Source organism: Parabacteroides sp. MSK.9.14 (assembly GCF_019041495.1).
Taxonomy (GTDB): Bacteria; Bacteroidota; Bacteroidia; order Bacteroidales; family Tannerellaceae; genus Parabacteroides; species Parabacteroides merdae.
The window spans coordinates 1-19172 of the sequence record NZ_JAHPXO010000029.1 but is presented as its reverse complement, the minus strand read 5'-3'; the positions used below and the strand labels follow the sequence as shown (position 1 = coordinate 19172).

Annotated in this window: 31 protein-coding genes and 1 pseudogene; 22 read left to right on the top strand and 10 right to left on the bottom strand. The window is 41.2% G+C overall.

Translation table 11 applies throughout. The features are described from left to right. Nucleotides 1-40 precede the first annotated feature (40 nt). On the top strand, nucleotides 41-619 hold the full coding sequence (locus tag KTG12_RS15095; RefSeq protein WP_005638596.1) for an LUD domain-containing protein: 579 nt from the start codon (nucleotides 41-43) through the stop codon (nucleotides 617-619). Nucleotides 620-708: 89 nt separating this feature from the next. Here the strand turns inward: KTG12_RS15095 and KTG12_RS15090 are convergent, their stop codons facing one another. The 10 genes from KTG12_RS15090 to KTG12_RS15045 all read right to left on the bottom strand — a co-directional run bounded on the left by KTG12_RS15090 (nucleotide 709) and on the right by KTG12_RS15045 (nucleotide 7707). Next, nucleotides 709-960, bottom strand: coding sequence for a GlsB/YeaQ/YmgE family stress response membrane protein (locus KTG12_RS15090; protein ID WP_039850049.1), 252 nt, complete (start codon nucleotides 958-960; stop codon nucleotides 709-711). 166 nt (nucleotides 961-1126) lie between these two features. Beyond that, nucleotides 1127-1666 (bottom strand): flavodoxin family protein, encoded by a 540-nt coding sequence (locus tag KTG12_RS15085; protein ID WP_155144228.1) that lies wholly within the window; start codon nucleotides 1664-1666, stop codon nucleotides 1127-1129. Nucleotides 1667-1810: 144 nt separating this feature from the next. Beyond that, a complete protein-coding gene (locus KTG12_RS15080) occupies nucleotides 1811-2155 on the bottom strand; it encodes a TIGR04076 family protein (protein ID WP_005638588.1) in 345 nt (114 codons plus the stop codon). Between the two features lie 39 nt (nucleotides 2156-2194). Continuing rightward, nucleotides 2195-2920 (bottom strand): porin family protein, encoded by a 726-nt coding sequence (locus KTG12_RS15075; RefSeq protein ID WP_005638586.1) that lies wholly within the window; start codon nucleotides 2918-2920, stop codon nucleotides 2195-2197. A gap of 2 nt (nucleotides 2921-2922) precedes the next feature. Further along, the gene (locus KTG12_RS15070; RefSeq protein WP_138272469.1) at nucleotides 2923-3489 is read right to left on the bottom strand and encodes a flavin reductase family protein; all 567 of its coding nucleotides are present in this window, start codon (nucleotides 3487-3489) and stop codon (nucleotides 2923-2925) included. A gap of 75 nt (nucleotides 3490-3564) precedes the next feature. Next, entirely contained in the window at nucleotides 3565-4029 is a 465-nt protein-coding gene (gene pyrI / locus KTG12_RS15065; protein ID WP_005638582.1) for an aspartate carbamoyltransferase regulatory subunit, read from the bottom strand. A gap of 56 nt (nucleotides 4030-4085) precedes the next feature. After that, on the bottom strand, nucleotides 4086-5006 hold the full coding sequence (gene pyrB, locus KTG12_RS15060; protein ID WP_005638580.1) for an aspartate carbamoyltransferase: 921 nt from the start codon (nucleotides 5004-5006) through the stop codon (nucleotides 4086-4088). A 213-nt stretch (nucleotides 5007-5219) separates the two neighbouring features. Next, complete coding sequence (locus KTG12_RS15055; protein ID WP_122116236.1) at nucleotides 5220-5546, bottom strand: hypothetical protein; 327 nt, start codon at nucleotides 5544-5546, stop codon at nucleotides 5220-5222. 1 nt (nucleotide 5547) lies between these two features. Further along, nucleotides 5548-6930: a type I restriction endonuclease subunit R gene (locus KTG12_RS15050; RefSeq protein WP_238023699.1), complete on the bottom strand. Its 1383-nt coding sequence runs from the start codon at nucleotides 6928-6930 to the stop codon at nucleotides 5548-5550. A gap of 102 nt (nucleotides 6931-7032) precedes the next feature. After that, nucleotides 7033-7707: an XRE family transcriptional regulator gene (locus KTG12_RS15045; protein WP_122116234.1), complete on the bottom strand. Its 675-nt coding sequence runs from the start codon at nucleotides 7705-7707 to the stop codon at nucleotides 7033-7035. A gap of 162 nt (nucleotides 7708-7869) precedes the next feature. Here KTG12_RS15045 and KTG12_RS15040 point away from each other — a divergent pair, with 162 nt between their 5' ends. The 21 genes and pseudogenes from KTG12_RS15040 to KTG12_RS14940 form a co-directional block, all read left to right on the top strand. Continuing rightward, nucleotides 7870-8127: a hypothetical protein gene (locus KTG12_RS15040; RefSeq protein WP_122116233.1), complete on the top strand. Its 258-nt coding sequence runs from the start codon at nucleotides 7870-7872 to the stop codon at nucleotides 8125-8127. A gap of 56 nt (nucleotides 8128-8183) precedes the next feature. Next, entirely contained in the window at nucleotides 8184-8465 is a 282-nt protein-coding gene (locus tag KTG12_RS15035; RefSeq protein WP_254189043.1) for an SH3 beta-barrel fold-containing protein, read from the top strand. A gap of 483 nt (nucleotides 8466-8948) precedes the next feature. Beyond that, a complete protein-coding gene (locus KTG12_RS15030) occupies nucleotides 8949-9140 on the top strand; it encodes a hypothetical protein (protein WP_039850076.1) in 192 nt (63 codons plus the stop codon). 145 nt (nucleotides 9141-9285) lie between these two features. Further along, complete coding sequence (locus tag KTG12_RS15025) at nucleotides 9286-9483, top strand: hypothetical protein (protein WP_005638510.1); 198 nt, start codon at nucleotides 9286-9288, stop codon at nucleotides 9481-9483. Between the two features lie 24 nt (nucleotides 9484-9507). Further along, nucleotides 9508-9906 carry a response regulator transcription factor gene (locus KTG12_RS15020; protein ID WP_005638502.1) on the top strand — a complete coding sequence of 133 codons (399 nt, stop codon included), beginning with the start codon at nucleotides 9508-9510 and terminating at the stop codon, nucleotides 9904-9906. Further along, complete coding sequence (locus tag KTG12_RS15015) at nucleotides 9896-10177, top strand: hypothetical protein (protein WP_005638499.1); 282 nt, start codon at nucleotides 9896-9898, stop codon at nucleotides 10175-10177. The genes KTG12_RS15020 and KTG12_RS15015 overlap by 11 nt, the downstream gene beginning before the upstream one ends. A gap of 24 nt (nucleotides 10178-10201) precedes the next feature. Further along, nucleotides 10202-11134 carry an ATP-binding protein gene (locus KTG12_RS15010; protein WP_122116232.1) on the top strand — a complete coding sequence of 311 codons (933 nt, stop codon included), beginning with the start codon at nucleotides 10202-10204 and terminating at the stop codon, nucleotides 11132-11134. After that, on the top strand, nucleotides 11124-11900 hold the full coding sequence (locus KTG12_RS15005) for a hypothetical protein (protein WP_011966191.1): 777 nt from the start codon (nucleotides 11124-11126) through the stop codon (nucleotides 11898-11900). The genes KTG12_RS15010 and KTG12_RS15005 overlap by 11 nt, the downstream gene beginning before the upstream one ends. Further along, a complete protein-coding gene (locus KTG12_RS15000) occupies nucleotides 11897-12334 on the top strand; it encodes a hypothetical protein (protein ID WP_005638493.1) in 438 nt (145 codons plus the stop codon). Before KTG12_RS15005 ends, KTG12_RS15000 begins: the two co-directional genes overlap by 4 nt. Before the next feature lie 2 nt (nucleotides 12335-12336). After that, nucleotides 12337-13206, top strand: a complete 870-nt coding sequence (locus tag KTG12_RS14995) for an RNA polymerase subunit sigma (RefSeq protein WP_122116231.1) — start codon at nucleotides 12337-12339, stop codon at nucleotides 13204-13206. A 280-nt stretch (nucleotides 13207-13486) separates the two neighbouring features. Beyond that, nucleotides 13487-14269: a radical SAM protein gene (locus KTG12_RS14990; RefSeq protein ID WP_122116230.1), complete on the top strand. Its 783-nt coding sequence runs from the start codon at nucleotides 13487-13489 to the stop codon at nucleotides 14267-14269. Nucleotides 14270-14289: 20 nt separating this feature from the next. Then, nucleotides 14290-14415, top strand: a complete 126-nt coding sequence (locus tag KTG12_RS22095; RefSeq protein WP_256445843.1) for a hypothetical protein — start codon at nucleotides 14290-14292, stop codon at nucleotides 14413-14415. Between the two features lie 173 nt (nucleotides 14416-14588). Next, entirely contained in the window at nucleotides 14589-15068 is a 480-nt protein-coding gene (locus KTG12_RS14985; RefSeq protein WP_005638484.1) for a recombination protein NinG, read from the top strand. Beyond that, nucleotides 15065-16237, top strand: coding sequence for a DEAD/DEAH box helicase (locus KTG12_RS14980; protein WP_122116229.1), 1173 nt, complete (start codon nucleotides 15065-15067; stop codon nucleotides 16235-16237). The genes KTG12_RS14985 and KTG12_RS14980 overlap by 4 nt, the downstream gene beginning before the upstream one ends. A 4-nt stretch (nucleotides 16238-16241) precedes the next feature. After that, a complete protein-coding gene (locus tag KTG12_RS14975; protein ID WP_005638480.1) occupies nucleotides 16242-16409 on the top strand; it encodes a hypothetical protein in 168 nt (55 codons plus the stop codon). A 2-nt stretch (nucleotides 16410-16411) separates the two neighbouring features. After that, nucleotides 16412-17323, top strand: a complete 912-nt coding sequence (locus KTG12_RS21795) for a Lin1244/Lin1753 domain-containing protein (RefSeq protein WP_240142644.1) — start codon at nucleotides 16412-16414, stop codon at nucleotides 17321-17323. 70 nt (nucleotides 17324-17393) lie between these two features. Then, nucleotides 17394-17687 (top strand): hypothetical protein, encoded by a 294-nt coding sequence (locus KTG12_RS14960; protein WP_122116227.1) that lies wholly within the window; start codon nucleotides 17394-17396, stop codon nucleotides 17685-17687. A gap of 1 nt (nucleotide 17688) precedes the next feature. Beyond that, nucleotides 17689-17925: a hypothetical protein gene (locus KTG12_RS14955; RefSeq protein WP_122116226.1), complete on the top strand. Its 237-nt coding sequence runs from the start codon at nucleotides 17689-17691 to the stop codon at nucleotides 17923-17925. Between the two features lie 32 nt (nucleotides 17926-17957). Beyond that, nucleotides 17958-18233 (top strand): acyl carrier protein, encoded by a 276-nt coding sequence (locus KTG12_RS14950; protein ID WP_122116225.1) that lies wholly within the window; start codon nucleotides 17958-17960, stop codon nucleotides 18231-18233. Continuing rightward, nucleotides 18230-18877, top strand: a complete 648-nt coding sequence (locus tag KTG12_RS14945; RefSeq protein ID WP_122116224.1) for a hypothetical protein — start codon at nucleotides 18230-18232, stop codon at nucleotides 18875-18877. Before KTG12_RS14950 ends, KTG12_RS14945 begins: the two co-directional genes overlap by 4 nt. Nucleotides 18878-18904: 27 nt before the next feature. Further along, a pseudogene (locus tag KTG12_RS14940) lies at nucleotides 18905-19172 on the top strand (DNA methylase N-4); the annotation flags it as partial.

Here is a 19172-nt window from a genome sequence, read left to right as displayed (position 1 = left end):
TGTAGGGGTGAAGTATGCTTGCCCTTAAAATGATACGACAATGAGTAGCAAAAACGATATATTATCTGCTATCCGTCGTCACACCGGCAAACGTTACGATATGCCGGAACTGACGCTGGATGCCATCACTTACGAAGATAAAATCCTCCAGTTTACCGACTCTCTGAAAGCTGCTGGGGGGCAAGTCGTCCTGATGCAGCCTGGAGACGATATCAACGATATTATTCGTCACCATTTTCCTGATGCAATCCGTATCGCCTCCAATCTGTCCAGTATTACCTGTGCCACCTTTAATCCGGACGATCTCGACGATCCTCGTGAGTTGGACAATACAGACCTTGCCATCGTGGAAGGCCATTTTGGTGTAGCCGAGAACGGGGCTGTCTGGATTACCCGCCAGGTAAAGCATAAGGCATTGTATTTTATCTCCAACAGCCTGGTTATGCTGATAGACCGCAATTCGATCGTGAACAATATGCATGAAGCCTATAAACGGACGGAAAACATGACATATGATTTCGGTGCTTTTATCTCAGGCCCCTCTAAAACAGCTGATATAGAACAGGCTCTTGTATTGGGTGCACATGGCCCGGTCAAGGTATTGGTTGTGTTGAAATAGGATGTGTTCCCGTAAATAGCTGAAAAAACAGGGTAACGCAGATCTTGCCAATTGGGTGGATTTGCGTTACTCTATATGTCCTGTTGTTATTAATCTACATTTCGCTTATTAAACAACGAAGCGATCCATAACATCAGAATGGCTCCGACTGTCGCCGTAATCAGACTGCCGATAATACCGGAAGCTGCAATTCCGAGTAATCCGAATACCCAGCCGCCCAATACACCGCCGGCTATTCCCAAAATCAGATTGATTATTACTCCGAAGCCACCGCCCCGCATGATTTTACCGGCCAGAAAGCCGGCTGCTATACCTATGATAATGTACCATAAAAATCCCATAGCTTTTAAATTTTATGTTGTTATTGTATATATAACCGCTCATGGAGGCATGAAGTTTATTGCAGTAAAGGATTCCTTTTTCAAAGCATATATGTTTTGAAAACGAAACATATATGTTTTGCATTCAAAACATATATGCTTTGAAAAGGGCTGTCATTGCAATCGCTTAAACCTGTTTTCCCATTTGATAGGCATCTTTCATGGCGGGATTTCCGTTGATCTCTCCTTTGTGCCAAACGCCTAATCCGAACACGGTTCCTTTTATTACGGGATCTTCCAGGCAGTCCAGGAATCCCTGGAAAGTGTCGATCGTGCGGAGCATTTTCTTACGGTCGTCTTCGGCTGCCGTTACGATGAAATAAAATTCCTTGCCGTTCATCTCCGTGTATCTTCCACAGCAGCGGTCTATCAGGGTTTTCATTTGAGCGCTTATTGTGTAGAAATAGACTGGGCTAGCCATTACGATCACATCGGCATCCACCATTTTTTCGATGATTTCTGCCGCGTCGTCTTTTTGAGGGCATGGCTTCTGGTACAGACTGCATGTACTGCATCCCGTACAGTAATGGATTGTTTTGTCTCTCAGGAAAATCTTTTCCACTTCATGATTGCTTTCTGCCGCACCACGCATAAATTCGTCACAGAGCGTGTCTGAGTTGCCGCCTCGGCGGGGACTGGATGATAAGATCAATACTTTTTTTGCCATACTTGTATATTAGTTTAAATCGCTATTAAGAATGTTCCGGAGGAACAGATACAAAGTTACTGTGACAGGTTGGTTCGGATTGTATATGAATTACGGGGATAAGTACCATTTTTACAGGATAAGGGTATACATCCTGATTTTTGGTCAACGGACAGGCGTGTAGTCTATCTCGGACTCTTCGTCCGTCGCTTCGAGCTTGAATATGACAGGGCGTAATCCGTCATTGCAACTGCAGATGGCAACTCCCGGTTTTCTGATCCAGTCTCCATAATAGAATACTTCTTTTCCAGCACCATGTGACAACGCAAAAGCATATTGGTAAATCGCTTTCCAAGCCTCGTCACAAAAACCTTCCGGCTTGGCATAATCAGCATAAAAAACTTGTCCTTCTTTCAGCATGGGGCAGGCGGTCAATCCTTCGGCGCCGTATTCGCGGGCCAGTTGTTCATCTAAAGTAGTTTTTAATACCGTAATCTTGACTTTTTTCATCTGATATGTTTTTTGATGGTTTAACAATGAAAATCTGAATCAGAACAGGAAACCGAGTGAGAAACTCATTATGTTTGTTCGTTTTTCAATGTTGAGAGTCCCTTTCTGGTTGGCCTCGGTACCTATCTCACGGAAATCGGAAGCTACCTCGTTCAAACCGAATTCATAACTGAAGTCAAGAAACAGACGCCAGATACTGACTCCCAGCCCGGCGGCTATGCTGATGCCGAAAGGGGTATTGTCGTCTTCAAACTCGCGGGGTCTGTCTGTCATATCTGTACTGTAGCGCGTTTTGTAGTTGTATTTGATATTGGGGCCGAACATCATGCTTAATGCGTACGGACCTTCTTTTACCAGATAATAACCGATCATCACCGGAACTTCGAGCGTGGCGGACTTATAAGTAATCCGGTTCTTGCCGATAGGCATTTGGGTGTTTGTCCCGTCAGGCAGGCTGTTTTCCGTCTGTGGTATGTTGAAACGTATGTCACCTTCCGTATATTGCCATGCCAAGCTGGGTTGAATATAGAAACGATCGATATTGACTCGTGCAAACACAGCTGCTTGGTAACCTACCTTATATTGCAGACGTATGTCTTCCATCTCCTGATTGTCTATCGTCAACGATTTGACAATCGGGAGCGCGGCATTGACTCCGACTTTTCCTCCCCAGTTGAATGTCTTGTCTTCGATCTTGATAAACTTCTGGGCGTTGGCCGAGAAACAGAATGGAAGTATCAGCAATATAAGGTAAATTTTCTTCATGACTATTTTTTCTTTCTGACCGACCAGCCGAATTTACCGACAAAGTCGCCCAATCCGTAATATTTGCCATGTGAATAAGCCAGCAGGTCAGCACGCTGCATATCGAAAGCTCCCGTTTTCGGGTCCAGATATTTGTCGTCGGCCTGCACGTTTACCACATCGGCGATAAACATGTCATGGCTGCCTAATGCCATTACTTCTTTTACCCGGCATTCGATGCAGAGCGGGCATTCTTCGATGATTGGAGCATTTACGACTGAGGCTTTTCCTGGCGTCAGTTTCATCTCTTCGAACTTAGTATGATCTTTGCCGGAATTGACACCACACCAGTCTGTTGCGTATGCTAAAGAGCGGGTTGTCAGGTTAATCACAAATTCCATGTTCTTTTTCAAGATCGGGTAGGAGTGACGTTCCGGACGGACGGAGATATAACACATCGGTGGGTTAGTACATATCGTACCCACCCACGCGACAGTGATAATATTGTATTCTGAAGGCTCAGAGCCGCAACTAACCATTACTGCTGGCAGCGGATAGATCATCGTGCCGGGCTTCCAGTCGTGTTTCATGACAATTGGTAATTAACAATGGGCAATTAAAAGACTGCGACAAATAATTGTCGATTGTCCATTGTCGATTGTTAATTATTTAACGATGATGTCTTCTTTATTAATCTTGCGTTCGCAATAATGGCATCTGATTGTACCCTTTTCTTTGTCGATTACATCGAAACGAGTCGGCATTGGTTCATTATTGGTAATGCATTTCGGATTGTTGCATTTTACGAGCCCTACCAGTTCGTCTGGTAAGGTAACGGTCTTTTTCTCCACCACTTCGTAATCGCGGATAATGTTCAGGATCACGTTTGGGGCGATCAGGGCGATGCGGTTGATCTCTTCGTCACAGAAGAACTTGTCGGAGATTTTGATCATGCCTTTACTGCCCATTTTATTGCTGTGGAAATTGTTGCCGATCGTAATCGTATTGTCCATGTTTTCCAGCCCCAGTAATTTGGCTACTTTAAACAACTGGCTGGGGGGAATATGATCAATGGCAGTACCGTTCTCTAAAGCGGCGACCTGCAATTCTTTTTTCTTTTCTGCTGACATAACTTTTGATAATTGAAAATTGATAATTGAAAGTTGAAAATCAGGAAACGGGATTCTTAATCTTCAACGGAAATGCCCAACACTTCGCAGATGATGGCTTGACGGGCGAACAGTCCGTTGCGTGCCTGCTGGATATAATAGGCTTTCGGATTATCGTCCACATCATAAGCGATTTCGTTCACGCGAGGCAGCGGATGCAGGATGCGCAAGTTCTCGCGACTGTTTTTCAGCATGTCATTCTTCAGTATATACACATTCTTTACACGTTCGTATTCTTCGAGGTCGGTGAAACGTTCGCGTTGTACACGAGTCATGTACAGAATATCCGTCTGGTTGATGATGTCTTCCGTAAATTCGGTATATTCGTTGTATTTGATGCCATGTTTGTCGCAGAAGTTTTTCTGTTCGTCCGGCATGCGGAGTTCGTTTGGTGCGATAAAGTTGAATGTCGGGTTGAAATGAGACATACCTACTATCAGTGAGTGTACGGTACGTCCGTATTTCAGGTCGCCTACCATTGTGATGTTGAGATCGGTCAGCTTGCCTTGTGTCTTTTGAATGGAATAGAGGTCCAGCATTGTCTGGGAAGGATGCTGGTTTGCTCCGTCACCGGCATTGATGATAGGCACGTCCGTAACCTCCGATGCATAACGGGCGGCGCCTTCCAAATGGTGGCGCATAATGATAAGATCGACGTAGTTGCTTACCATCAGGATGGTATCTTTCAGTGTTTCGCCTTTGGAGGAACTAGTCGTGGAAGCGTCGGAGAAACCGATCACACGGCCGCCCAACCGGTTCACCGCAGTTTCGAAACTCAGACGTGTGCGGGTGGAGGGTTCGAAGAACAAGGTCGCTGCAACTTTGCCTTCCAGCACCTTACGGTTCGGATTTGCTTCAAACTTCCTGGCGTTATCCAGAATACGAAGAATGTCCTCTTTGGAGCATTGATCGATAGAAACTAAACTTTTACTTTTCATTTATATTCTGTAATATGTTTATTATCTGATATTTATATATTTATGAATTGACTTATATAAAATATTTGTAAAAAAGTTAGTCGTTTATTCATAGATATAACGTTTCTCGTTTGGCAAAGATAGTTTTTTTCTATACGCTGTCGCATGGCATGACTAAAAAAATATGCCGGGATTTTATTGCTACGAATTAAGAATAGCTGTGATTGTTTCTGGTTATTCATAAGCTTTCCCTATTCTTTTGCCAACAACAGCTCCTTGTTCAAACTTCGAGTTTTTTATATCGACGATCAATACTCCTTTTAGTCCAGATACACCTTCTTTTTTAGCTTCTTCAAGAAATTGTGAAGCAAGCGTATCATATCCGGAAGCAGATTCAGCGTCAATGGCAATCACTAAATAGCCATTATCGGTAACAGTTGCTTTTTCACAGGTGAATCCTGTGATGGTGTTGATATATTTATCTGCGCCTGTTATTTCTGTTTTGCCACCTCCGCAGGAGAAGGTGATTATAATTATCATTAAAAATAAAATTTTCTTCATGCTATTTATAATTTAATTTGTTCTTTAATTCATTGAATATGTCCGGATTTTCAAAATCTACCCAATGATATTTCTTGTATCTGTCTCGGTCGAAACTGTCTTTCTTCTCATATATAATCAAACATTGCTTATCACATAGAACAATGACGGAAGAATCCAATAGTAGGGCGTATGAACGTGCCTGCAAGAATGCTTCTTCCACCTCTCGATTATTTTTCATGTGAAGTTTGGCTTCAATCAATACTTTTGCTCGTTCATAGTCTGGCTTATTGTCATAATGTAAGGCATAATCTGGGAATACCCTATGGCCCCGTCCTGCATGTATTGGCAATTGGCGAATGAAATCTTTGTTTTCATACCATTCCATAGAGTTAAGCAAAGGTTCTAATAACTGTTGTTCTACGTCTCGTTCTATCTCTATACTTACATTCTTGGGTAGTGTAGGAGTATATAGCTTCGGTAGGGTATCTGTATCAAATCCTTTTGCCTTTATCATTCGCAGGAGTTCTGAATAATCCTCGCTACTCATTGGCCATCCGTTCACACCTTGGAATTTCTTTCTGACAAGGGGGTGCTTTGAAAAGTATTTGTCTGTTTGAAGTTCTTTCAACGTGATACGAGGAATGTCTATTTTGTCACCTATGTAGGTGTTACTGTAATAATGAAAGAATGGATCTATAACACCATCCGCTTGTGCAATCCAGATGCAAGTAATTGCGCTGATTGGTGATGTCTCGTAGTGAATAAGGATATCACCCTTTTTTGTCTCTGGGTTAGCTTGCCAAAAGGTTATATCATAAACTTCGGCAGGATCAATTAATCCACCGATACACCATGCTTGTGATGGCTTGGGAATTTCAGTGTTTTCTTTCGAAATGAAGTTCGGTGCAAAATCATATAAGAATGCGCACAGTTCTGCCGGTGAAAGATTGTTATTTGTTCTGAACTGATAGAATACCTCGCACAGCCTCCAATAATACATGCACCTTGCTTTGTAGTTTGGTTTCTTTGGGATTGGAGATAATTCTATATCAAAAGTATCCGCTATCTTTTTCAGATCAAAGAAACGAAAAACAAATATATTGGGAAAATAAAATTCAGGAGAAAAGTAATACATAAGAAAAGAAATCCATACAATGTTATTCAGTATGGTTTTAAAATCATCTCTTGGTATGGCAATTTCCCCATCTTCCCAATATCCACGAGAAACAACATCTTCATAATATTCTTTTGCTTCCTCTAATGTTTTCGGTCTTTCTTTGTCTGGAAATTCTTCAATGTTATAACACCACATGGATTTACAGAAATCCGCTATCAAAGTTCTTGCTTTAACATTGTCAAGCCATAGTTTCATTCTTGGATTGTATTTGAATACTAAATCCATTGCTGTGGCATTATTGCTTGACTCCTCGAACTCCTTGATCGACTTCTGCCCATTAGGAGATTGTTTGTATAGATTCCAGGTGTATTGATTGAATTTCATAAGCTATTTTGCAGATAGACACATTAATACCCTATACATTCCAAATACTTCATCCATTAAAACATCAAAGGGCTTAAATTTAGGGTCTGGGTTAATTGAGTGACATGATACATAACCTTCTCTATTAGATTCATGTACTTCTTTTACTATAACTCCATTAGGGGTGTCTAATACATATACTTTTCCCCAGTCTATAAACAAATTTGGATTAATTTTTTTTATGAGAATACGTGAACCAGAAGGATATTCGGGGGCCATACTGTCACCATATACTGTAATAGCAAAATCTACGTTTTCAATTGGAGAAACAACAGCTTCGCAATTTTGCAATAATACACCCGGTTCTGCAAACCCGGTTAGCGAACCTCCCATTGCTGACATTGGAAGTAAATAAGTAATATAGCCATTCTTCTTTGTTGTGTCGGCACTACTTGTTTTTGGGGCTTCTTTTTTCTGGGTAAGCATATCGCCTTCGCCGTTTAGAAGCCATTCAGCAGAAATATTTAATGCTTTTGCATTTACTATATTAAGCAACACGTCATAAGAAGGTTTGCTTTTCCTTTCTCCTAAAATAGTGTTCATTGTAGGTTGTTTTACATCAATAGCCCTACAAAACGCAGATATGTTACCGTTAAACAGTTCATCTGCTATTTTCCTAATTCTTTCTTGTACTTGCATAACTTAATAGTTAATTAATGCAAAAGCGTTGAATATTTAATGCAAAATCATTTATTTATAAATGCAGATGCATTATTTTTGCGTCATCAATCAATCACGAAAGCAAAGGTAAGCGATCGTGTTGAGTAAAGCAATAGTACGAACATATTAAAATACACGATTATGGCACGATCTTATGAAACAGCATTAGCAGAACTCGAAAACAAAAAAGGCGAGTTAGAAGCGTTGAGTACGATTGGCGAAGAAGAAGTCTGCTATATATACAATGTAGATAGCAAGTCTGAGATCGTGAAGATTCTCTCTAATGAAATAGAAGTTCTTGAAAGAGAGGTTGAATATCTCACCCCGCTGGACTGGTCTAACGATCCTGCTATTGAAATCTTCAGTAGTTATGAAGCAATGAACTCATTTTTATACTAACGCATATAACACACATGATTATGAAAACTTCAAATTTTAGACACAAGGTATTTTGTATGGCTTATGAGTTAATGAGAGCGACAGGTAAAGCATTCGCCGTATGTCTTTCTCGCGCATGGGCTTTATACCGGTTGACAAAGCAAATGCACAGAGGTATTGTAACGTTCGCTTATGAAAAGGCAGATGGATCGCTTCGCCGTGCTAAGGGTACTCTCAAAGATGTTCAGAGCCTAATAAAAGGAACTGGATCAGAAAACTACAAAACTGTCCGCTACTTCGATGTAGATGCGAATGGATTCAGAAGCTTCAAAGTAGAAAACTTCATAACGGCTTACTAAAGCCCGGTCGGGTGGGCGTAGGGCATATCTCACCCGGTCACTTCTGATGGTTCTTTCTCTTACTTACACCTTAGTACCCGCAGAAATGGGGTTGAAACGAAAGGATTATAAACTAACTTATTAATGAAGGTAATAAGGTTGGCGATATTGGATATTATGTCGTGTCCGTGAAGTCCGGTTGACTTGTCCCGGATCGGTGTTAAACGGTCTATCGAATGTCGCTTTAATATATAGCCCGGCATAATGTGTGATGCTGCCGATCGAATCGGTTGCCGGGTACAATTTAATTCTAACGCTTATGAAAAGAGTAATTTTTTATTCAAGAGTGCAGCTAATTTTATTCATCTGCGCAGTACTGATGTCGGCTACCTGTTTTGTTGGCATGTTCTTTAATCCGTTTCACGTATTAACATTCGTGATGTCGGTTATTCTAACGATCGCCATTTATAAAGAAAAAGTTGGTAACTATTAATAATAACGTATATGGAAACAAAAGGTATTGAAGAAATGACAAGAGAGGAACTGATTGAATTGGTGTCGTCTCTTAATAAAGACCTCGAAAGTACAAAAAAGGACCTCGAACTTTATAAAGATTGGAAAAATCGAGAAGAAGCAGCCAAAGTGTTAGCTGAAAAGAAAATGTTGGCTATTAAGGCTTTTCTTGAAGTTGTTTAATTCGTTTTGTGTTTAGGTTAGCAAAAGCAGCCGGGTGAAAACCCCGGCAAACGGGCGGGCATATGGAATGCTCTGCACACAGCCGGAAGTGTGTATGCCGGATCGTTACCGGTTCCGTCCACATTCAATTAAATATAATCAGTTTATGGAGAAAAAAGTAGAAATTATGCCTCGTATGAGAGACTTAAAGAAAGGGAAGAAAGTAGAATTTCCTATCGATAAAGTCTGCACAGTGCGCAACAATGTTTCATTGCTTAATGCACAAGGGTACAAAAATGGACATAAGTGGAGATCGGAAACTAATGTTCCGAAAGGGATAGTTACAGTATTTAGAGATTCCTGATTCAAACTTTAAATACACACGATTATGAAAGTATTTACCGAGTTAACGCCCGAATGTGACATTACAGCACAAATGTACGCAGCCGGGTATGAAAAAAAGGAGATTGCCGTATTGAAGCATCGTGCAGTAAGTACGATAAATAACCAGCTTCAGACAGCATTTTTAATTTTGGGTGTTCGGAATGGGAGGGAGTTGGCATTAAAGTTAGCCGAGAGGATATCAGGTATCCGGTTGACGCTGGACTTTTCGCCGGCCATGAGATCATTTGTTGCTTGTGTACTTTTGATTATTCTTTGTGTTGATAGTCATTTAGACATGAAACGGCAACAAATCCGAACCCGTTCTAATGCCAATGTAGAACTTATCGCCCGTGTTCGTGTAAGAATTAGAGGGCGTAATATGCCTTTATTATATGGAACTTGACGTTTGGCAATTACAGAAAATAATAAAAGCGGCCGCGAAAGAAGCTGTCAGCGAATATGCGATCTCCAAGGATCCGGTCATTGATGAGATTACGGAAACGCAAGCTATACGACTTGGATTTGGTAGAAGGTGGTTGGCTCATCAGTGCGCTACGGGAGCATTGACTTGGAAAAGGGCTGGTGTACATAGGAATAGTCCTAAAGTTTATTCGCTGAAGAAACTTAAAGAATTGAAGGATGGTATAGATCCTTTATTGAAGTCTCTAATATAATTACTAACTAAAAATATAACAATCATGAGTTTAATCAGAAAATCAACGGAATTGAATATTCCAACAAACGTAAAGATGATGATTTACGGTCAAGCAGGTATGGGTAAGAGCACAGTAGCTTTGAGTGCACCAAAGCCTCTGTTGTTGGATTTTGACAATGGTGTTAAGCGTATGAATATGGCTCATTTGGAGAATATTGACACTGTGCAGGTCACTTCTTGGAATGATGTTCAGCTGGTTTTGCAAGAAGATTTGTCTGTTTATCAGACTATTGTGGTTGATACCATTGGTAAGATGATGGATTTTATCATCACTTATAAATGTGGAACCAGGCAGCCATCTATTCGAGATTGGGGCGGTATCAATGCTGAATTTTCTTGGATGACAAGAACGCTATCAAGTCTGAAGAAACATATCATTTTTGTTGCCCATCGTGACACAAGAAAAGAGGGTGATGATACGGTGTTTATTCCTGCCTTACGTGAGAAGTCCTACAACTCCATCGTCACCGAACTTGATTTGTTAGGTTACTTGGAAATGAAGAGTGAGAGAGGAGTGCAGAGACGTACTATTACTTTCGATCCGACATCAAGGAATGACGGAAAGAATACTTGTAACTTGCCTTCAGTGATGGAAGTACCTACCATCCTTGACAAAAACGGCAATCCGACGACCAAGAATGATTTTATCTCTACTCGGATTATTGCTCCATATCTTACTATGTTGCAATCAAAAAAGGCTGAACAAGAAGCATATAACAAAGTGCTATCTGATATAACAGGTCGTTTAGAATTAGTTGCCGACGCAGCTTCAGCGAATGACTTTATCGCCCATATTGATGATTTCAACCATGTGGGAAGTTCAAAGATGAAAGCCTCAATGATGTTGGCAGCTAAGGCGAAAGAATTAGGACTGATTTTTAACAAAGAGACTAAAACTTATTCAGATGCAGCCTAAGTATAAGATATATGCAACATTATTGGATTCTTACTTCAATTACCTTAATAGCGATGTCATATATGAGCGTTATTATGGGTGGAGTGAGAATCCGCCTTGTACAGAAGAAGAGTTTCAGCAGAAGCAGTTCCAAGAACTGATAGACCGTATTAACCGTAAACCGTTTGACAGCGAAGCTGCCGACAAGGGTACGGCTTTTAATGAGGTCATTGACTGTATGATTGAGAACCGGAAATCTGAAACGGTGCAGGTAGAAAAGATATATTCTGATATAGGGAATGGCGAGCAAAAGGTTATAGCCTTGAAAGCCGTTTATAACAATCGTTCATTTGTCTTTCCTATATCCCTTTGTCGTGAGTTCGCAAATTACTACAAAGGGGCGTTGACGCAGCAACGTGTAGAGGCAATCCTTCCGACTGCATACGGCAATGTATTGGTTTACGGTCTGATTGACGAACTGATGCCTACCAGTGTTCACGACATCAAAACAACCGGTAGTTATACCGTGGGAAAGTTCAAAGATCACCACCAGCATTTAGTATATCCATACGCTTTAATGAAGAACGGTTCTGATGTACGGACATTTGAGTATAACATTGTAGAGTTCAACAAAGGCGGCTATGTGGTAGATACCTATACAGAAACATACGTTTTCAATCCTGAACGTGATATTCCTATTCTTACTAATCATTGTGAGGAGTTTATCCGGTTCTTGGAAGAAAACAGAGCACTTATAACCGATACTAAAATCTTTGGAAATGGATGATATACGACTTGAAAAATGAATACCAAATACCCAAGTTTAAGGAGTATGTAAATAAACTGTTCAAGGAGCGGGCCGTTGTGGAAGTAAAAAAGAAGCTTCCTAACCGCACGCTTGCCCAAAACAGCTACTTGCATCTTCTTTTAGGGTATTTCGGTAGTGAATACGGTTGCAGCCTCGATGAAGCAAAAATTGATTTTTATAAGAGGACTTGCAACCGTGATTTGTTTGAACGTAAGACGGTCAACAAGAAAGGCAATGAAGTAACCTATTTACGCAGTTCTGCCGAACTGACAACAGGTGAAATGACCCTGAGTATTGACCGTTTCCGTAATTGGAGTGCATCAGTGGCAGGTATCTATCTGCCGGCTGCAAATGAACATCAAATGCTGATATACGCCCAGCAGGAAATACAAAGAAATCAAGAATTTATTTAGTTATGATAGAAACAAGAAAAACAGAAATCCGGTATGTGACATCTGACCCAAAGAAGATGCTCAACATGTACCTTGCAAAACGTGTCCTCAAAACATGGGAGGAATCTTTCATTGATGAAGATACCGGTGAAACAGTAACGATTGAACGGAATGAAATTCTTTTCGACCGTGGTACGCTGATAGACCAAGACATTTTGGCGAAAATTCGTTTCAGCATGGAAGCTGACGGTATCAGGGAAGTGGAAGTCAGCAATCAGAACCGTTTGGCGTTCGAGAATGAAAATAATGTGTTATATCCGCATATTGCCCAAGCGGAAATAGGAGGTAAGAAAAGCAAGTTCCTGCTTTACGCAACAGGGTTGGAGAATGCTTGCCTTATCTTGAAAGACTATATCGAACTAAACTATTTGTTCGGATTCACTCTGACTATGGTAAAAGAGTTCGATTCCTGTGTAATTCTCACCGATACTTTGAAAGAACGCAAGGTGGACGACGCTTCGATAGCCTACCTCAAAGAAGAGATTACTACAGAAGAATATCTTGATAAGATGGATGAAGAGAATCAGGAAGATGAAGAATCCAAGCCTGACGAAAGGAAGTTCTACCAAATTGAGACGAAAATTACCTTCATGAATGGAGAAAATGAAGATGAAAGAGTTCAAACTTTTGTCGTGAACACTTTTAACGTTGATAGGGCGATGATGCTTATTACTCACTACCTCAAAAATAAAGAGGAAGAATGTGAGAAACAAGCCAAAGAAAAGGGACATGAGTTCAGAAAGAGGGAAATCCATACAGCTATAGAATCGGCAAAACCTATTCCGGTAGGACGATTCATCCCGAAAGAATTTTCAATAGCCTATATAGAATAATAGCATATTGTTTTTTCATGGTATTAGTTTTAGAGTAGAAACAGCCCTGTTCCGTCCGTGAGGATATGTCGGGGCAAATGGGAAGAAAGGTAAGTAGCCATGATATGTATATGTGTTTCTAGGGTTCGATTCCCCGGCTTCCCACCAAATCAACAAATAATAAAAATTAAAACATTATGGATAGCATGGATTATATGGAATACTGGTATCACTCAATGGATTTTGGTAATGATATACCTGTAGATAGTGATGATTTTGACAACTATAACTTTGATTGATTATGAATATAGTAAAAAGTAAGAGTTTTAAGAATGGAACAGTGTATTGTTTACGTCTTGAAGACGGTATGCTTGTAGAGACGACTGATACGTTTCTTCCGTACTACACGAAAGATGCGATAGGAAGGAAACAAAACTTCCTTGACAATGATAACTTGGGAAGTCGTTCCGAACGCTGGATGATTGGCGTTTCGACAATGAGCGGATGTCCTGTAAGATGCAAGTTTTGTGCTACAGGTAATATGAAACGCTATCGAAACCTTACGGCTGATGAGATTGTCGGTCAGGTGGAATTTGCCATTGAGCAGGCTGGATTCGACCCTTGCGATGCCAATGAGTTCAAGATAAACTATACCCGTATGGGAGAACCATTCTTGAACATTGAAGCCGTAAAGGAAGCTATCGGGCGTATTTCTGAAATATATCCGAACACTCACCATTATGTTTCAACGATTGGAATCAAGGGGAGCGATTTTTCTTTCGTTAAAGGCAATGTGACGCTTCAAATCAGTCTGCATAGCTTTGATGAAGAGAAACGAAACTGGCTTATTCCTTATCCAAAGAAGATGAGTATAGAAGAACTTGGTCGGATTCGAACCGAAAGTAACCTGAAAACTACTATCAATCTTACGTTGGTGAATGAATCAGATTTTGATACGGAAAAACTGGAGAAATATTTTGATAAAGAGTACTTCTTTGTTAAGCTATCCCCAATAAATCCAAACAACATATCGGAGAAAAACAATCTCGGTAACGGAATTATCGAGGGAGTGAATTTAGTATGAACATTTTAATTTTCAGAGTTATGGAAAAGATTAAAGAACAACTTGAACAAATGGGTTACGATTACGCAGTAGCAATCGCAACAAAGTCAGAAATTGAAAACGGGGCCGCTTGTGGCCAGTTATCTATCATCGTTGAGACAGAGTGATAATAAATTTGATTCAATAGATTCATTTAATTCGGCAAGCTCGGTCTGTGAAGATATGGCTTGCTTACATGGCGGTGTGTTGCATAATGTGGAAATGGCAGCCACACCCGTAAGGGTTGCACTTTAGATGCCGGTTTGAGTCCGGTCGCTGCAACAAATAAATTATTCTAAATATGCCGTACTACATAAAAAGAAAAAAGGCAAAGAAGAAAGACAAGCCTTTGCCACTGTTTGACAAAGCTGGTATAACAGTAAAGAAGAAGCCGGATTTGAAGGCAAAACTTGATAAAGAGTTTTCCCTTTTCATCCGGCTTCGTGATTGTATGCCTAATGGGGTTTTTCGATGTATCAGTTGCGGGCAAATAAAGCCCTTTGAACAAGCTGATTGTGGCCACTATTTCAGTCGTACACATTTGGCGACCCGTTTTGATGAAAACAATTGTCATGCCGAATGCCGACACTGCAATAGATTCAAAGCCGACCATTTAGAAGGGTATCGGGTGAATCTGATTGATAAAATCGGACAACAGAAATTTGCTTTACTAAAAGTGAAAGCTGCTGGTACTACTAAAATGACTGATTTTGAGTACGAACAATTAATCAAGTATTACAAAGCACTTAATAAGAAGTTACGAAAGGAGAAAGGGCTATGAGTTATGTATTACGAGATTACCAACAGAAAGCCTCTGATGCTGCCGTTTCTTTCTTCAATAACAAGGCGAAGAAAACAAATACTATCATGGTATTGCCTACAGGAAGCGGAAAGAGCCTTATCATAGCTGACATCGCTTCAAGACTTGACGGTCATACATTGGTATTCCAGCCGAGCAAGGAAATTCTTGAACAGAACTTCAAGAAACTTTGTTCTTACGGGATTCTCGATTGTAGCATTTATTCCGCCTCCTTCAATTCAAAAGAGATAAGCCGGATAACATTCGCAACCATCGGTAGCGTGAAAAGCCATCCGGAACTTTTTGCCCACTTCAAGAATATCATCGTGGACGAGTGTCACCTTGTGAATCCGATAGAGGGAATGTACAAGGATTTCTTCGATGCTGTGAAGTGCAAGGTTCTTGGATTAACGGCAACGCCATATCGTTTGAGTTCCAGCCGTGACTTCGGCTCTATGCTAAAATTCATAACCCGGACAAAGCCCCATGTGTTTTCAGAGGTCATTTATCATGTACAGGTATCGACCTTGCTTGATATGGGCTATCTCTCAAAGGTGAACTACTATCCGATGAATCCTACCGGATGGAACGAACTCAATTTGAAGATAAACACTACCGGAGCCGACTATACCGATAAGTCAGTCCAAAAGGAATATGAACGGATAGACTTTTATAGTTACATCGTTCATATCGTCCAAAGGCTGATGAATCCGAAAGCAGGAGGCAAGAGGAAGGGTATTTTGGTATTTACCCGGTTTTTGAAAGAAGCGGAACGATTGACGATGTCCATACCCGGATGTGTCATTGTTTCCGGTGATACTCCAAAGAAGGAACGTGAAAGAATACTCGAAATGTTCAAGGTCGGGGAAATACCTGTAGTAGCCAATGTTGGTGTACTTACTACCGGCTTTGATTACCCAGAACTTGACACAGTTGTTATGGCCAGACCTACCATGTCACTTGCGATGTATTACCAGATTGTAGGTCGTTGCATCCGTCCTCATAAAGATAAGGAAGCCGCATGGTTTGTGGATTTATGCGGTAACATCAACCGTTTCGGTGAAGTTTCCGATTTGCATTTGAAAGACACGGGTAACGGAAAGTGGGCTGTGTTTTCAAGAGGAAGACAATTGACAAACGTAAGATTCTAAAGATATGGTAAAGAAGAACGAACGACAGGCCATCCGTCCGGATACCTGCTCAAAATGTAAGAGAGGGAAGCCGGTCAAGGTATCAATGGGGAATCCCAAAGTGGTTCTATGTAGTTTTTTCAACAGGCGTTTCGTTGCCGACAGCAAACGAAACTGTGATTATGCGATTTGATTATGAAAGAGCTAACGAGTTATTTCCCCCACGACAGCAACGCCAGGAACTCAGACAAGCTGATACGCTTACGAATGAGGCATAAGGCATCCGGATATGGAGTGTTCTTCATGATTTTAGAACGTCTTAGAGAGGAGCCAGAATACATGAGTGTCAAAGATTATAACATGATAGCTTTTGACCTTCGTGAAGATGCTTCCTTAATTAAATCCGTGATTGAAGATTTTGGGTTATTTGTCTTTACCGAGGATGGTAAGTACTTCTACTCCGAAAGCTTCAAGAAAAGAATGGGATACAAAGACGATAAATCGAAGAAACGATCCGAGGCTGGAAAGAAAGGTGTCGCTAAGAGATGGGGGAAAAAAGAGTCAGAAATAGCAAATGCTACGGAATTTATAGCAAATGCTACGGAAAACGATAGCAATGCTATAGCAAAAGTCGAAAAAACAATAGCAAGTAAAGGAAAGAAAAGAAAAGAAAATAATATAGGAGATTCTAACGAATCTCTTGTATGTGGGACTTCGCAGCCCCACGCCGAACATATCGACTACTCCGAACTTGTCAAATTCTTCAATGAGGAAACAAAAGGTGTATTTGGTACGGTCAGGACTCCGCTTTCTGATAGCCGTAAAGGGATGATTAACGCACGTATAAAATCTTACGGCAAAAAGACGTTTGCCGGCATGATTCGTAAGGCATACCAAAGCGATTTCCTGAAAGGGCAGAACAAAAAAGGCTGGACAGCATCTTTCGATTGGCTTATCAAACCAACGAATTTCGAGAAAGTAATATCAGGCAATTATGACAACAAAAATAGGGCAAATACTCAACAATGCAACCGTGATCCAAACGAGTTCCTTCGAAATATCGCAGAGGGAATCGCCCGAGCCGATTTCGAGGAATCCAAACGGTGAGTGCAGCGTAAGTCTCTATACCGGGGATTTAGCTGAGCCACGAGAAATAGCCGTATCTATCAGCAGATTGATGACCGCATTCCCGAAAATGGGAGATCCGTTCTTCAATTTGTTAGCGGAAAGGGTAAGGGCGAATAAGTTCACCACAAAACGGCTTAATGACGCTATCAACCATCTTATTGACAATTTCAACTACAAGGAGCTTAACATAGCGGATATCATCAAGTTTGACAAGAGAGCCAAGCTATACTCTTACAACGACGTATGCAAGATGGTGTCCAAGGGAGAGGCGACGTTCTCTGACTTTGCCGTTAAAGAGATCAATGGGACACATTACAGGGTAAAGAAAACTGATATAGAGTAACATGGAAATAACAGAGAGATTGAGAAACACTCCTACCGGTTTGATCGTGTTTGTAGGAGACATGAAAATTATCGTGGAAAAGTACAGGCCGTACTACAACGGGCAGAACAAGATCCCGTGCAGGGGATGCGTTTTCCGGGACGAGGGAGCGAGATTTTGCGAGTACAGCAAGGCTTGCATGGCCCATCTGAGGCCGGATCATGAGTCGGTGGTGTTCGCTAAAACAAGTAATGTTTAATCATTCATCATAGTTGAAAACTGCATTTAGGTATGATGAGAGTAATAAAAATAATTACAGCAATGGAAAAAGAAACTATAAAGAACAAAGTATTTGAGATCATAAAGAGTAGACTTTTTTACAAAGATACGCCACTTACGATGGAATCCAAGCTGGAGGATGATCTATGGATGGACAGTCTTGACGAGGTAGAGATATTGATGGAGCTGGAGAAAGAGTTTGGCATATTGATCCCTAATGATGATCCCGGACGATGCCTTACCGTAAAGGACGTTGTTGATTATATGATCCGGAGGATGGAAGAATGAGACAATACAACGATTGGGAAGAGATCGACAAGGACACGAACGGCCTTGTCACCTCGCTAACATACATGATACTTTTCGTGAACGACCAAGTGTATAACTACACCGTATCGCTCATGGAGGCCATGAGGAATAGCGAGCACTACAGGCATAACGCCAAACGGACGGCCAACGCTATCGAAAAAGAGATAGACGCTTATAACACCAACATCTTCCGGATAGCCAAGGCCAACAAGGAGGCGTTTGCCGAGATTACGCAAAGCATGGAGGAGGATGTGCAACCTCATATAGACCGGTACTACTATACGATCAGCCAGATATTGCTGGATCACGGGGTATCGGGCTCATCTAACCGGATCGCATCCCTGTCATCCACGATAAACATGCTGGCGCAGATGTCTAGGATCACGATAAGCGATTTCGGCGACAGGATGCGGAGAATCGTCCCGTTGGTGTACAATCCCCTGTCCTTTCTGGCATTGGACAAGGTAGAGCACCTGAGCGACCGGTTATCAAGCGAGGTCACGGGGAAGGACGTGAGAATAAACTTAAATGAACAGCCCGGGATAGTGAAGGCGTTCACGGCGATAACGAATGCGATACTTGATCCGAGGGTGTTCAATAAGGCTTTTGAGAGAGCCGGGTAATTATTAACGATAAATAGAATAAAATAAATGAAAACGTATATAGAATTTCTGAAAGAAAAAATGGCTATCAGCCAGCAGACAGGATTTAATATTGATCTTGAAGAGATTTCTCCGACATTATACCCTCATGTAAAAGATACCGTTCGTTGGGCGGTTGCCGGTGGATGCCGCGCCATATTTTCTAGCTTCGGTATGCAAAAGACAGTTACCCAGCTGGAAATTCTTCGGGTAATCTTGAGTCATAAAGGAGGCAAGGGATTGATCGTTTGCCCTAAGCGTGTGGTAGTCGAGTTCC